Raw genomic sequence first — 14,328 nt, 5'->3', positions numbered from 1 at the left:
GATATCATTTTTTAAAATAACAGCATCAGTAGTAGTATTGACTAAGCCAAGTACTTGTTGGTTTAAAGTGCTACTATGTGTTTTAATAGCAAAATTATTATTCCCTAAAGGTACTAGCTGAGAAAAATAGGCTTTATTATAACTAACTATTTCGGCCCTGTAATTGGGCAAGCATCCTTTAAATATTACGGGGACATTACCATCATATACATAAAATTCATCCTCAAATACTTTAATGGTTATTGCTCTAAAATTAAAATTAGACTGTTCTAATTCTATGCGATGTTTTTCTACATCTTTTAAATCTAGATTAATACTGGTAAGGATTAAAGGCGCAGTATAGTTTCCGAGGTATATTTTATGTGCATCATTTCGGCCCTGTAATTGGGCAAGCATCCTTTAAATATTACGGGGACATTACCATCATATACATAAAATTCATCCTCAAATACTTTAATGGTTATTGCTCTAAAATTAAAATTAGACTGTTCTAATTCTATGCGATGTTTTTCTACATCTTTTAAATCTAGATTAATACTGGTAAGGATTAAAGGCGCAGTATAGTTTCCGAGGTATATTTTATGTGCATCAAGACCAGCAAAGTAATAGGAGTTTGCACCTAAATTAATGGCTTCTTGCTCTATAATAGGATGTGGTAAATATCTTCGGGTGAAATTATTTTCTTGTTTAATAATATATTCTGAATTAAAAAATAAGGTAATCATACTTCCTATTGCAATTATTCCTGCTACTATAATAGATGTAGCATTTTTTTTAGAAAATGGAGAAAGAAATAATATACCAACTAGAGCAAATACAACAAAAATAACATTAAAAACTAAGTGTTCTGTCCATCCCATTTTTTCCAAAATTCCACCGCAAGAACAAGGTATATAATCACTGAAATTAAGGATGAGGTAGATATAAACAGTAAATGCTACCATCAACATATAACCCCCATAATAAGCAACTAACCGTGTTCTTTTAAAAATGAACAAACCAGCTATAATAAGTTCCGTAGCAATTACGCCATAAGAAATTACGCCAGCATATGCACTAAGTATTGGCGACTGTCCTAACTGAACTTGGAAAGTTTCAAAATCCATTACTTTACTTATTGCTGCGTAAACAAATAATAAGATAAATAGGTAGGAGATAATATCAACCCCATATTTCTTAAGTGATTCCATCATAATTAGTCAGGTTTAATATCTTTAATAAATGGGTCTTTGTCCTTGGGTGGATCATTCTTACCTGGAAAGATGGAATCATGACTAATACTGTCTTCACTAGTCCGATTATAGCGCATATTTTCAGAAGAAATGTAATCTACTAATTCATCCTCTTCTGTATTACATTGGATAAATAATGTGAAGACGAAAGTAACTGCTGTAAATAGAAATAATTTTTTCATAAGTAATTGATTTTAAGTTGATAGGAAGTTAGATGCTTAAACTATAAAAATCAACAAGTAGTATGTCAAATAAAACAATAGAAGTGTCGTTTTATCAAAATGACATATATATTTTCGGTTATTCACAAGAAAAATAGTGCTCAAGTCCACTGTTAATAAGATATGTGAAAATAAAATATAAAAAATTAAAGTAGTTTAAGATTTTCCGAATTTTGAAAATGTCAAATTGATCAAATTCATTAGAAATACATGTTTTTTTTAAAAAAACATATTTTATAATTTAGGAAATTTTGGAGTTATCAGTCATTTCTTGCAAACACTGAAATAATAACGTGCTCAATCCAAGTTTTAAAATTATATCTATTAAGTAAATTAAAGGCAGGATATAGGCAGGATAAAGGCAGGATAAAGGCAGGATAAAGGCAGTGCAATGGCTGGAGGATAAAAAAAAAGAGAAAACCACTGGTTTTCTCTAATCTTATAAAGGAAAATAATTAAAATTGATTACATACCTACTATTAAGGGGTTCGGCTTTCCCATATATAAATATAGGCCTCTTCGTATTTATTTAATAAACATAGTGTGTACAATAAAGAAATTGTATGTTAAATAGATAAATGTTACATATTTAAATACTTAAGAAAGGTAAAGATGTGAAATATTCCTTAAATTATTCTTTAATTTTTGAACGATGGGAAAATATAGATGCCTTTTTTTAATTATTTTATGTCCCTTTTTTACCGTAGCAAGTAAAAATGAAAAGTTAGAAAAGAGAAAATATGAATATTTGATTGAGAATATAGATAAACATTACCAAGATCATAAAAATGCCTGGCCCTATGTAGAGGCCTACATCAAAAAAGCTAAAATAAAAAATGATAAAATTAATCTCTTTTATGCTTACAAAGAGGCTGCATATTTCAGCAAAGAAAAAAGTATTAAATTTTTATATGCAGATAGCTTAATTAGCCTTAGTAAAGGAATGAAAAATAAAGAGTATATAAGCCAGGCATATTTATCTAAAGGATTAATTCATTATCAATTCAAAGAATTAAATGAAGCATTAAATAACTATAAGTTAGCAAATAATTATGTGAATCATAAGACAGATCCATATATAGTCGCAAAAATTAATATGAATTCAGCGGTTATTATGATCCATATGATGCAATACGATAATGCCGAAAAATTATTACTAAAAAATTTGGAATATTATGAGAATAATCTTGGAAACGAAAATTTCTCAAATTATTATTTAAATACGTTATATTATTTAGGAAAAGTAAACCAAAAAAATAGAAATTATAAAATTGCCGCAGACTATAATAGAAAAGGTCTTTCGCAAAGTAAACAGTTAGGAAATAACCATTTCATCACTTATTTTAATTTAGGAACTACAATAGACCAATTTTATAAAAAAAAATATAAAAACGTTATACAAAATAGTATTCCACTAATTAATCAAATTAACTCCGATGATTTTAAAACAATCTCTTCTGCTTATTATTATCTAGGAGCAAGTTATATTGCTGTAAAAGAGAATGAAAAAGCCAGTTTTTATTTTAAAAAAATTGATAGCATTGTTAATAAGCATAAACTAATAGATATTCATTATAGAGAAGTATTAGAATTTTTACTCAAACAGGAAATACAAAATAATAATAAAGAAAATCAATTGTATTATATTAATCAATTGATTGGGTACGATGAGCGTAATGAAGAAATAATACCGCTGTTGGCACAAAATATTCACTTCGTATTCACAACTCCCCAATTACGTAGCAAAAGAAATCAATTACAAAATAGTACGAGTAAGTATACATTTTACGTACTTGGTATTTTGGTGGTAAGTGCTGTACTATATTATAAAAATAAGGTAATTGCAAAAATTAAACAAATAGTTACAAACAAATTAAAAAATACAACGGATATAAATAAAGCTAATTCAACTCTAATAATCGAGCAAGATATAATAAATAAAATTTTGCAAAGGTTAGATGATTTTGAGAAATCAGATAAATTTATTAATCCTGATTTTTCCTTAAATGACTTAGCGAAATATGTTCAATCAAATAAAACGTATGTTTCCCATGTTTTAAATAATTATAAAAAAATAAGCTTTTGTAATTATATCCATACACTTCGAATTGAATATGCAATTAAGGTGATGCAAGATGATAAAAAATTATCCACTTATTCTATAAAAGCCTTAGCCAAAGATATGGGATTCAAAAATCAACGTCAATTCTCCAACTTATTTTATAAAAGAACAGGGATGAATCCCAAAAATTATATCAATACAATCAAATAATTAAAGGTCAATGATGTCAATTAGTGTCTTTATATGTCTTTGAGGTACAGCTTTGTATAGTGCTATTGCTTGTTATTAAATTCTTATCAACCTTTGTGAAACCATTGCGCAATGGATCAATAGTTTTATTAATTTTTAAATCCAAAATTATGGCAAAGCAAAAAGGCTTTTTAAAAATTAGAGGTTCAATAGGAGACCTAAATTTTTATAAATCAAAGGACGGGTATATGGTAAGAGAAAAAACTTCTTTAGACCGAAATACAATTATGAGTGATCCACGTTTTCAAAGAACAAGAGAAAATATGGAAGAATTTAAAAACGCAGGAGTAGCAGGTAAAATTCTAAGAAATGCGTTTAATGCAATTTCTAAAAATGCGAAAGACAGCAGGTTAACTTCCAGATTGACTAAAGTAATGCATGCATGCTTAAAGGAAGATACATCCAGTCCAAGAGGACAACGCAATGTACACCTAGGGAATAAATCATTATTAAAAGGATTCGATTTCAATGCAGGAGGAATATGGCTAAAAACAGTACTTATTCAGCTGGAAACTTCAATTGATCGAGTTACTGGTATAACTAAATTTATTTTTCCAGAGTATAATCCACTCGATTTAATTATTGCACCTCAAGGTGCTACTCATTACAGATTTGCAACTTCTGCTACTGAAATTAATTTCATGGACAGTACATATAATACTAAAACAAGTTATTCTCCACAAATGCCATATAACGAAGCATTAGTTGATGCATTTGATATAGAAAATGAATTGAATCCTAATTCTGAACATACTTTAGCATTAGCTATTGGAATCGAATTCTTTCAGGATGTAAATTCAATTTTGTACCCACTTAAAAATGGAAGTTTTAACAGCGCAAACTTAATTGATATTCAAACTATATGATAAACATAGAGTTAATAAGAGAATATCATCCAAAAGCTACGAATGGTAAATTATTTTTTAAAGGTGAAAAAGTGTGTGATACAATTGAACTACCATGGAAAAATAATATTAAAAACATCTCATGTATACCAGAAGGTACATATCAAGTGGTGAAAAGATTTTCTCAAAAATATAAACAACATTACTTGATAACAAATGTAAGTAACAGATCTTTAATTCTTATTCATCCTGCAAATTTTGCATTGAAAGAGCTAAAGGGTTGTATTGCTCCAGTCTCAAATATAACAGGCATAGGGGTAGGTGAGTATTCTAAAAAAGCAATGGTTAAATTACAAAATTTAATTAATCCTTATTTAGAAGCTGGTACAAAAGGTTTTTTAATTATTAAAAATAAAATCTATGACAATATATAATCGTTTAATTGCTCCAACGCCTAAACTATTTCAAAATATTAGAAATATAGGATTAACGATAGCAACAATAGGAGGTATTATTATTTCTGCTCCAATTGCTTTACCAGCTATACTAATAACAATAGGAGGTTATTTAACTGTAGCAGGAGGTGTAATTTCAGCAGTTAGTCAACTTACTATAAATGATAATGCTACCAATGATGAACAATAATAATTCATCATTAATAATTGGTACAGTTGGAGGTACTATAAGTAGTATGTATGCTTCTATACAATGGGCAGAGTTGCTATACACTGTAATAATGGCTATTGTTGGAGCGCTATGTAGTTATTCAACTTCTTACTTTCTGCAAAAAAGAAAGAATGATTTTGAATAAATACAATAATATTTTATAGGTTAATTAAAGGTTATTTAATAACTTAAATGCTTATTCTTATAAAGGAAAGTAATTAGGTTAATCTTAAAACACTAATTATGAATAAAGAGCTGAAGAGAATTGTAATTTACCCTAAAGACGTGTCAATTATTACAGGTAAAGGATACAGACAAAGTTTAAGACTGTTAAAACAGGCAAAACAAAGATTAGGGAAAGATGAACAGGATTTTCTTACATTCGATGAATTTTTAAATGTGTATAAAATTAATTCCTAATGCTTTCAAAATAGGCTTCTATTTTCACTAGATAATAGAAGCCTTACTTTTTTTATATAATAAACGTTTAATATACTTCCAATTATCATTTAGAGTAATCTAAACACGTTTCAATTCCGTTCTGTCATTTCGAGTGATTTGCGTTGCATGGCAAAAGCAAATTGTATCGAGAAATAAGACAACACTTATTCTCTTAAACTTTCCAATTCCGCAAAAATGATAATAAATATTATGTATAATATTTACTTTAATCCCCTAGGAATCTCAATTAATTATTCATTTTATCAATACCCTACCAACTTTTTTATTTAACAAAAAAGTCGCTAATTGGTAGATGCTTTTTCTGAAATAAATGTTTTATTATGAAAATTATGGCATAAAAAAATCCCTTATTTCAAACGAAATAAGGGATTTTACTGATACTTATTAAATAAGTCGCGGAGAGTGAGGGATTCGAACCCCCGGAGGTGTGACCCTCAACAGTTTTCAAGACTGCCGCATTCGACCACTCTGCCAACTCTCCAATCACGCGGTGTATTGCGTTATTGATGGTGCAAATATAGAACGTAATTTTTAATTACCAAATCCTAAGCAATAAAAATTTTAAAGGTTTTTAGTAGTTGCTTCATTTTCAAATAAATATTTTTTTAAAAAAAATAAAATTAAAAGTCAATATTCATTTTTACATTTGCAAAAATGCTAAAAACAAATGCAAAATCCCATTTCTATGCCAATTTATAAACCTAAACAAATCAGGTGGGCAGTTACTCTATTTTATTTTTGTACCGGATTAATCTTCTCTTCATGGGCAAGTAGAATCCCAACTATAAAAAAATCTTTAGGAATATCTGAAGGTGAATTGGGGTCGCTATTATTAGTTATGCCAGTAGGAGAAATTGCACGTTAGCTTTAGTAGGGAAATTGGTAGCAACATATGGGAGTAAAAATATTTTTAAAGTAGGTATTCTATGTTATGCTATGATGTTAGTTGTTATTCCATTTGCAAATAGTTTTTGGTCTTTAGCGGTTGTATTAACTTTATTCGGAATCTGTAGTAATACGTGTAACATCGCTATTAATACTCAAGGTGTAGATGTAGAAAAAATATATAATCGTTCTATTATGTCTTCTTTTCACGGTGCTTGGAGTTTGGCAGGTTTTATAGGAGCTTTAATTGGATTAATAATAATGAGTTTGCAGGTTGACATTATCACGCATTTTGTACTAATATTTATAATTATTCTTTTGTTATTTTTTACTCAAAAGAAATTTTTATTGGATTATAAGCCTGTTGAAGGGGATAAGGAAAAAGGTTTTGTAAAACCAGATAAAGTTCTAATCCAATTAGGAATTATAGGATTTCTGGGGATGGCGACCGAAGGTACAATGTTTGATTGGAGTGGGGTATACTTTCATGAAATTGTAAAAGCGCCAGAAAAATGGACCACACTAGGTTATGCTGCATTTATGGTAACAATGGCAAGCGGTCGATTCGTAGGAGATCGTTTTATTGAAAGATTTGGAAAACAACGTATTCTTCAATTTAGTGGTATTTTAATGGGATCAGGATTATTAATTTCCGTATTCTTTCCGTCTTTAATTGTATGTACAATGGCATTTATGTTAGTGGGACTAGGGGTGGCGTGTACAGTACCTACTGTTTATAGTGTCGCAGGGCAACATAAAACGATTAATTCTGGAGTAGCATTAGCAATGGTATCCAGCATCTCTTTTTTAGGTTTTCTAATGGGACCTCCTTTAATTGGATATATTGCGGAATTGTTCGATTTACGCTATTCGTATGCACTTTTTGCAATATTTGGGTTTATTTTAAGTGCAATGGTGGGGCATATGAAAATTTTTAAAAGTTAAATGATCCAGCTATTACTGAAAAATGAAAACTTGAAGAAATTTTGTAAAGGTTTTAAAATCAACGTAAAATATTTTTCTTCTTAAGATTTATTTTATATATTTATTCAAACACTAATGAATTATGAAATTACTAAAAGTTTTAATGGTATTATTACCAGTAGTAGCATTCTCACAAGAGAAAAAAGGAGACAATCCTAAAATTAAAAGTGAAGCAACTCAAGATTTAAAATCTTTATCTAACCAGAAAAAAGTTTCTAAAACAGATAAGAAAGAATCTGCTAAGGTGGATACACCTTTAATGAGAAAAAATGTAGCTAAACCAGCTGCAAAACCTCAAAAATAAGATTATAGATTTTTCTTCATTGAGAAATAATTAAATTTATAAAGTTCAATCCAAGAGGGTTGAACTTTTTTTATAGACCTAACCTTAGCATAATATTTGATTTATGGATTATAAATTGAATGATTATGAAGTTATTGTTGTTTTTATTAGTTCCTGTATGTGTTTTTTCTCAGGAGAAGAAAAAAGATGTCACACCCTTAAAACTAAGTTTATCACAAGAAATTAAAATGTCAAATTTAAAACTTGATAGTGCAAATAAAGTTCATATCAATGTGGAGAGTTATCAAATGGATAGCAAAAGAGAAAAGAGGAAAAAAGAATTACTAGCGGATTATAATCTAATGGATAAAGAAAATCTGAGAAATGAGTTATTAAATAATAATAAATTGAAAGGGAAATATGAATTAAAATAAAAAATCTCATCTAAATAAGATGAGATTTTTTTAATATAAACTATATAAAACCTCAGACAAGGTTAGAATTTTATTTCTTCTGTAGTCGCGATTAAATCCTGAATTGTTTCACGGCGACGAATCAAGTAATCTTTGTCATCAATTAGTAATACTTCTGCTGGTTTTAGTCGTGAATTATAGTTGGAAGCCATTGAGAAGCAGTAAGCGCCTGCATTGTGAAAACATAAAATATCTCCTTCAGCAATTTCATTTATTTTACGATTTGATCCAAATGTATCGGTTTCACAAATGTACCCAACAACTGTATAATAACGGCTTCTTCCTTCTGGATTTGATATATTTTCGATCTCATGATGTGCATTATAGAACATTGGACGAATCAGGTGATTAAAACCAGTATCAATTCCTGCAAACACAGTAGAAGTTGTTTGTTTAACTACGTTTACAGAAGCTAAAAATATTCCTGCTTCAGAAACCATATATTTTCCTGGTTCAAACATTAAAGTCAAAGGCTTTCCATATGCTTTTTCAAATGCATTGAAACGTGTCGATAATCGCTCTCCTAAATAATCAATATCTGTTTCTGCTCCGCCTGGATAATAAGGAACTTTGAAACCTGATCCAAAATCGATATATGTTAAGTTTTTAAATTCAGCAGCTACTTCAAATAAAATTTCAGCTCCTTGTAAAAATACATCAATATCCAAAATATCAGAACCTGTATGCATATGCACACCGTCTAAATGTAATCCTGTATTTTCTACTACACGTTTGATATGTGGTAATTGGTGAATTGATATACCAAATTTAGAGTCGATATGACCAACAGAAATATTTGCGTTACCACCTGCCATAATATGTGGATTAATACGAACACATACTGGATAATTCGGGTAATCTTGACCAAATGTTTCTAATATTGATAAATTATCAATATTAATGCGAACACCCAATTCAACAACCTTTTTAATTTCTGCATAAGAAACACCATTTGGTGTGTAAATAATTTCTTTAGGTTTAAATCCTGCTAATAATCCCAATTCAACTTCTTGAATGGAAACAGTATCTAATCCTGAACCAAGAGATTTAAAATATTTTAAGATATTAATATTTGTATTTGCCTTACATGCATAATTTAACTTTAAACGTTTAACAGTAGAAAAAGCATTCGTCATCTTTTCATATTGCGATTTTATTTTATTCGCATCATATACATAAAGCGGCGCATCATATTTTTGCACCAAATCTAATAGACGTTCTCTATTCAATTCCATTTTGTCTAAATTTTAATATTTAAAGTTAAATTTATCAGACTGTGAAAGTACACAATATATTCATGTTTCTGACGATAATTCATTTTAAACTTTGTTAAATTCCGTTTATCAGAATTTTAATAAATTAATTACAGTAAAAAATGAATATTATTCAAAAATTAATCATTTAAGCATTGAGACATTCTTTAAAATTTCTCATACTTTTTTATAAATGAAGTATTTCGATATGTAAATAGGTTGTAATTCATATGATTTTTGGATTTTTAAGCACTAATTTTTGCGATAAGTAACACTTGTTACATCAGTTCTATTAAAAATACAGAACTTTGTACCATAAAATATACTGATGAATTTAATCTTTGAATCTTGGCCTTGGTATGTGGGCGGACCAATTATAGCAATTGTGATGTTATTGCTTATCTATTTCGGAAAGAGTTTTGGCTTCTCCTCTAATTTCAGAAATTTATGTGCTTTATTTGGAGCTGGAAAATCGTGCGATTTTTTTTCTTTTGATTGGAGGACTCAGAAGTGGAATTTATTATTTCTTGTAGGTGCAGTTTTAGGAGGATTAATTGCAAGCACATTTTTATCAAATAATCAAACTCCAGAACTATCAGAATTAACAGTCAGAAAATTAAATGAGCTTGGTTTTGAAAGTGCAGGAAAAGCCTATTCACCAACCGAATTATTCGGGAATTTATCTCTCAAAAATATTCTTATTTTATTAATTGGTGGACTTTTCGTGGGATTTGGAACCCGATATGCTGGTGGTTGTACTTCCGGACATGCAATCTCAGGATTGAGTGATTTACAATTACCATCCTTAATTGCTGTAATAGGCTTTTTTATAGGTGGTCTAATAATGGTTCATCTTATATTCCCTTTAATTTTTTAAAAATGAGAAATATTATATACATTATACTAGGAGTGATTTTTGGAATTACAATGTACAAAGCAGAAACTGCATCATGGTTTAAAATCTACGAAATGTTCAATTTTCAATCTTTTCATATGTATGGATTTATTGGTTCTGCATTAGTGATTGGATTAGTTGGTGTACAACTTATGAAAAAAAAGAATGCGAGAGACGTTGATGGGCAGGTAATTAATATACAACCTAAAAATAAATCAATTACTCGATATTTAATTGGTGGAATTTTCTTTGGTTTAGGATGGGCGTTAGTAGGAGCATGTCCAGGTCCAATTTTTGTATTAGTAGGAGCAGGACTTTACCCGATGTTAATCGTAATTGTTGGCGCATTAGCAGGAACTTATTTATACGGTATAATCAAAGACAAATTACCTCATTAATATGTTGAAAGATTTATTACAAACAAATGCTAGCTTCGAAGAAGAATTACTAGAAGAAATTAATTCTTTAGGAAAAATAGTCGACTTTAAATCAAACGATATTTTAATTGATTTGAATGAACAAATTAAAGGCATGCCGCTTTTAATTAATGGAGCTATTAAAATTTTAAGAGAAGATTACAACGAAGGAGAGTTGTTGTTATATTTTCTTGAGAAAGGTGATGTATGCGCAATGACTATGGCTTGTTGTTTAGGAAAAAAACAGAGTAAAATACGAGCGATAGCAGAAACAGATGGACAGCTTATCATGATTCCAATTTCAAAAATGGATGAATGGTTGGCGAAATATCCTTCTTGGCGAAAATTTGTTTTTGAGAGTTATAATAATCGTTTAGATGAGATGCTATTTGCTATAGATAATTTAGCATTTAACGACATGAATCAGCGTGTAAAGAACTATTTGTTAGATGTAGCAACGATTAATAAAGGAAGAAAAATAATAAAAACACATCAAGAGATTGCGAACGAATTAAATACCTCTCGTGTGGTTATTTCTAGAATATTGAAAGCTCTAGAAAATGATAATATTTTGAAACTACACCGTAACGAAATTACTATTTTATAAACTAGCAATAAGCAAAGTCAACCATTGGTTGATTTTTTTTTTGTGTATTATTCAAATCAATTACAAAATGAAGTGTTCTTTACCTTATAACAATTTATATATTTGTTTCGATGAAAGAAAAAATGCTATTTTATGTTATAAGCTTTCTTACCTTGCTTCTTTTTGTAGGAAGTTTAAGTGTAGGTAAAGTGGATATTCCTTTCGTTGGAATACTGCATGTATTTACTGGTTCTTCAGATGAAATGACGAATAATTTAATTTTTAATTTTCGACTACCAAAAGCACTCACAGCACTTTTAGTAGGTATTGCTTTGCCAATTGCAGGATTTTTAATGCAAGAACTTTTTAAAAACCCATTGGCAGATCCGTCAGTTTTAGGAATCACTTCTATGGCAAGTCTAGGTGTAGGGTCTGTTATTTTTCTTTTTTCTATCCTTGGATTAGATGTTTTTCTTAATAATCCTTGGGTAATGATTTTAGCATCATTTATAGGATCATTAATTGCATTAATTCTTATTATATCTTTTGCCACACGTGTCAAGTCATCAAGTTCATTGATCATTTTAGGATTTATGATTTCAGGTTTATCTGGAGCCTTAATCGGAATCATGCAATATTTTTCTCCATCGGATAAAATCAAAAGTTTTTTGGTTTGGGGGTTTGGTTCTTTAAGTGGTTTATCATGGGAACAACTTTTTGTATTTATTTTGTGTATAAGTATCGGAATAATATTTTCACTTTTTACATTACGAGGAATTACGGCTTTACTTTTAGGAGATAGATATGCACAATCTTTAGGAATAAATATTAAAAAGATTAGATTACTTATCCTGATATCGACTGCTTTGTTAACTGCATCTGCTACTGCATTTACAGGGCCTATTGGATTTATTGGTTTAACAATTCCTCATATTTGTCGTACTGTTCTAAAAACTGGAGATATGCGCTTATTATTCCGCTGGATATTTTTGACAGGTATAGCGAGTATGTTATTTTTTTCTATACTTACAGAAATATTTCCCTTCGGAACATTACCAATTAACATCATTACATCTTTGTTTGGAGCTCCAATTGTAATTAGTATTTTGTTAAAAAATTCCAATGAAATAAGATGAGAGAGTCGATTTTAAAACTTCAGAATTTAACTGTTGGTTATCAAAAAGAAGGGTTGGTAAAAGGAATTAATGCCCAAATATTTGCAAGTGAGTTTATAGTGCTTTTAGGGAAAAATGGAGTTGGAAAATCTACTTTAATGCATACGATTTTAGGATTCGAAAAATCATTGGGAGGAGAGATATATTTCAATAATCAAAACTTACAACATATTTCTCCGCATGCTTTAGCACATGAAGTAGCGGTGATTTTCTCAAAACTACAACAAGTTCCTAAAATTAAAGTATATGATTTGGTAGCAATGGGAAGAATTCCATATCATCCTGTTTTAAAAAAATTAAAAAAGGAGGAAAGGGTTCAAATTGATGAGGTTTTTGAATTAATAGGAATAAATGAGCTAAAAACGAAATACGCCAACGAAATAAGTGAAGGTCAATTACAATTAGTAATGATTGCACGAGCATTGGTACAAGATACTTCTTTAATCATTTTAGATGAACCTACTTCAAATCTTGATGTAGAAAATCAATACAAGATATTTGAATTGTTACAGAATTTAAAGTTGAAAACCCATAAGTCTTTTTTAATGATAACGCACGAAGCTGATTTAGCATTACAATATGCGGATAAAGTGTGGTGGATAGAGAATGGGAAATTAACCCAAGGAATTCCAGAAGATATTGCTTTTAATCAACAAATTATACCTAAGTTATCTGGGCAGTATTTAAGTTATAATGCCTCTACAAAAGGATATTCTAAACAAAGCTTTAAGGTAAAACAGATGAAAGTTACAGGCGATACTGAAAAATGTTTTTGGGTAAAAAAAGCTTTAGAACGGCATGGTTATAACATTGTAGGAGATGCAGAAAATCATGTAGAAGTCACAGAAAATTATAGCATCTTTGAAAAACAAAAATTTGAATCGATAGATTCGTTATTGAATTATATACAACAGCATGAAGAACATTATCATCACAGGAGCAAGTAGAGGAATTGGTTATGAGTTGGCAAAGCAACATTTGGCTTTAGGTAATCGTGTATTAACAATTTCTCGAAATGTTGAAAAATTAAAGGAATTAGCAGCTTTTGCAAAGGAAGGTCAATACGATTTTTTAGGAATTGATTTAACAGATTTTAATCAGATTGATGCTGTGTTAAAAGCAATTGATTCTTGGGATCAAATTGATGTGCTATATAATAATGCAGGACTTTGTATCAATAAATCTTTTGAGGATATTACAGAAGAGGATTTATTACGTTCTTGGAAAATTAATTTTATGGCTCCGTATCGTTTAATTCAATTGTTAATGCCTAAATTCAAATCTTGCTCGCATGTAGTAAATGTTTCAACAATGGGAGCAGTTCAAGGTTCTGTAAAATTCCCAGGATTATCTGTTTATTCATCTTCAAAATCAGCTACAGTAAATTTAACTGAATTATTAGCAGAAGAATTAAAAGATCATGGACCACGCATTAATGCTGTTGCATTAGGAGCTGTACAAACAGAAATGTTAGACGAAGCATTCCCAGGATATATTGCGCCAACACAACCAGATGAAATGGCTGAATATTTAGTTGATTTTGGATTAAACGGTTGGAAATATTTTAATGGAAAAATCCAACAAGCATCTATATCTACACCATAATAGAATTTTGTTTAATAATATATTTTTCAAGCTACC

At 29.5% G+C, this 14,328-nt stretch carries 19 protein-coding genes, 1 tRNA gene and 1 pseudogene; 16 read left to right on the top strand and 5 right to left on the bottom strand.

Annotated elements, in window-relative coordinates; genetic code table 11:
• The 3 genes and pseudogenes from IM532_RS11485 to IM532_RS11475 all read right to left on the bottom strand — a co-directional run.
• A pseudogene (locus IM532_RS11485) lies at positions 1-396 on the bottom strand (hypothetical protein); the annotation flags it as partial.
• Positions 327-1,193 carry a MauE/DoxX family redox-associated membrane protein gene (locus IM532_RS11480; protein WP_194183590.1) on the bottom strand — a complete coding sequence of 289 codons (867 nt, stop codon included), beginning with the start codon at positions 1,191-1,193 and terminating at the stop codon, positions 327-329. The pseudogene IM532_RS11485 and the gene IM532_RS11480, both read right to left, overlap by 70 nt.
• Positions 1,194-1,195: 2 nt before the next feature.
• Positions 1,196-1,414, bottom strand: coding sequence for a hypothetical protein (locus IM532_RS11475; protein WP_194183589.1), 219 nt, complete (start codon positions 1,412-1,414; stop codon positions 1,196-1,198).
• A 691-nt stretch (positions 1,415-2,105) separates the two neighbouring features.
• Here IM532_RS11475 and IM532_RS11470 point away from each other — a divergent pair.
• From IM532_RS11470 to IM532_RS11445, 6 genes are all read left to right on the top strand, one after another.
• The gene (locus IM532_RS11470; protein ID WP_194183588.1) at positions 2,106-3,725 is read left to right on the top strand and encodes an AraC family transcriptional regulator; all 1,620 of its coding nucleotides are present in this window, start codon (positions 2,106-2,108) and stop codon (positions 3,723-3,725) included.
• A 149-nt stretch (positions 3,726-3,874) separates the two neighbouring features.
• Positions 3,875-4,630 (top strand): hypothetical protein, encoded by a 756-nt coding sequence (locus IM532_RS11465; RefSeq protein ID WP_194183587.1) that lies wholly within the window; start codon positions 3,875-3,877, stop codon positions 4,628-4,630.
• Complete coding sequence (locus IM532_RS11460; RefSeq protein WP_194183586.1) at positions 4,627-5,043, top strand: DUF5675 family protein; 417 nt, start codon at positions 4,627-4,629, stop codon at positions 5,041-5,043. Before IM532_RS11465 ends, IM532_RS11460 begins: the two co-directional genes overlap by 4 nt.
• The gene (locus IM532_RS11455; RefSeq protein WP_194183585.1) at positions 5,030-5,254 is read left to right on the top strand and encodes a hypothetical protein; all 225 of its coding nucleotides are present in this window, start codon (positions 5,030-5,032) and stop codon (positions 5,252-5,254) included. The genes IM532_RS11460 and IM532_RS11455 overlap by 14 nt, the downstream gene beginning before the upstream one ends.
• Positions 5,241-5,420 (top strand): hypothetical protein, encoded by a 180-nt coding sequence (locus tag IM532_RS11450; protein WP_194183584.1) that lies wholly within the window; start codon positions 5,241-5,243, stop codon positions 5,418-5,420. Before IM532_RS11455 ends, IM532_RS11450 begins: the two co-directional genes overlap by 14 nt.
• 98 nt (positions 5,421-5,518) lie before the next feature.
• Positions 5,519-5,695 (top strand): hypothetical protein, encoded by a 177-nt coding sequence (locus IM532_RS11445; protein WP_194183583.1) that lies wholly within the window; start codon positions 5,519-5,521, stop codon positions 5,693-5,695.
• Positions 5,696-6,133: 438 nt separating this feature from the next.
• Here IM532_RS11445 and IM532_RS11440 read toward each other — a convergent pair.
• Positions 6,134-6,218 (bottom strand) — tRNA-Ser (locus tag IM532_RS11440).
• Positions 6,219-6,404: 186 nt separating this feature from the next.
• On the opposite strand from IM532_RS11440, the gene IM532_RS13725 reads away from it, so the two are divergent.
• The 4 genes from IM532_RS13725 to IM532_RS11425 all read left to right on the top strand — a co-directional run bounded on the left by IM532_RS13725 (position 6,405) and on the right by IM532_RS11425 (position 8,323).
• Positions 6,405-6,602 (top strand): hypothetical protein, encoded by a 198-nt coding sequence (locus tag IM532_RS13725; protein WP_228063723.1) that lies wholly within the window; start codon positions 6,405-6,407, stop codon positions 6,600-6,602.
• Positions 6,603-6,616: 14 nt separating this feature from the next.
• Positions 6,617-7,567, top strand: a complete 951-nt coding sequence (locus tag IM532_RS11435) for an MFS transporter (RefSeq protein WP_228063722.1) — start codon at positions 6,617-6,619, stop codon at positions 7,565-7,567.
• 121 nt (positions 7,568-7,688) lie between these two features.
• The gene (locus tag IM532_RS11430) at positions 7,689-7,910 is read left to right on the top strand and encodes a hypothetical protein (protein ID WP_194183582.1); all 222 of its coding nucleotides are present in this window, start codon (positions 7,689-7,691) and stop codon (positions 7,908-7,910) included.
• A gap of 125 nt (positions 7,911-8,035) precedes the next feature.
• Entirely contained in the window at positions 8,036-8,323 is a 288-nt protein-coding gene (locus tag IM532_RS11425) for a hypothetical protein (RefSeq protein ID WP_194183581.1), read from the top strand.
• A gap of 62 nt (positions 8,324-8,385) precedes the next feature.
• On the opposite strand, the gene lysA is transcribed toward IM532_RS11425, so the two are convergent.
• On the bottom strand, positions 8,386-9,597 hold the full coding sequence (gene lysA, locus IM532_RS11420) for a diaminopimelate decarboxylase (protein WP_194183580.1): 1,212 nt from the start codon (positions 9,595-9,597) through the stop codon (positions 8,386-8,388).
• 346 nt (positions 9,598-9,943) lie between these two features.
• Here lysA and IM532_RS11415 point away from each other — a divergent pair, with 346 nt between their 5' ends.
• The 6 genes from IM532_RS11415 to IM532_RS11390 all read left to right on the top strand — a co-directional run bounded on the left by IM532_RS11415 (position 9,944) and on the right by IM532_RS11390 (position 14,292).
• Complete coding sequence (locus IM532_RS11415) at positions 9,944-10,492, top strand: YeeE/YedE family protein (protein ID WP_194183579.1); 549 nt, start codon at positions 9,944-9,946, stop codon at positions 10,490-10,492.
• Between the two features lie 2 nt (positions 10,493-10,494).
• Positions 10,495-10,908 carry a DUF6691 family protein gene (locus IM532_RS11410; protein WP_194183578.1) on the top strand — a complete coding sequence of 138 codons (414 nt, stop codon included), beginning with the start codon at positions 10,495-10,497 and terminating at the stop codon, positions 10,906-10,908.
• Position 10,909: 1 nt separating this feature from the next.
• Positions 10,910-11,533: a Crp/Fnr family transcriptional regulator gene (locus tag IM532_RS11405; protein WP_194183577.1), complete on the top strand. Its 624-nt coding sequence runs from the start codon at positions 10,910-10,912 to the stop codon at positions 11,531-11,533.
• 110 nt (positions 11,534-11,643) lie between these two features.
• Positions 11,644-12,648 (top strand): FecCD family ABC transporter permease, encoded by a 1,005-nt coding sequence (locus tag IM532_RS11400; RefSeq protein ID WP_194183576.1) that lies wholly within the window; start codon positions 11,644-11,646, stop codon positions 12,646-12,648.
• Positions 12,645-13,634, top strand: coding sequence for an ABC transporter ATP-binding protein (locus tag IM532_RS11395; protein ID WP_194183575.1), 990 nt, complete (start codon positions 12,645-12,647; stop codon positions 13,632-13,634). Before IM532_RS11400 ends, IM532_RS11395 begins: the two co-directional genes overlap by 4 nt.
• Positions 13,603-14,292: an SDR family NAD(P)-dependent oxidoreductase gene (locus IM532_RS11390; protein ID WP_194183574.1), complete on the top strand. Its 690-nt coding sequence runs from the start codon at positions 13,603-13,605 to the stop codon at positions 14,290-14,292. Before IM532_RS11395 ends, IM532_RS11390 begins: the two co-directional genes overlap by 32 nt.
• Positions 14,293-14,328: the final 36 nt, after the last annotated feature.

Origin of the sequence: Faecalibacter rhinopitheci (assembly GCF_015234135.1) — a bacterium.
GTDB lineage: Bacteria > Bacteroidota > Bacteroidia > Flavobacteriales > Weeksellaceae > Empedobacter > Empedobacter rhinopitheci.
Note: the sequence above shows the minus strand (reverse complement) of the source record. Positions and strands in the feature narration are given on the sequence as shown.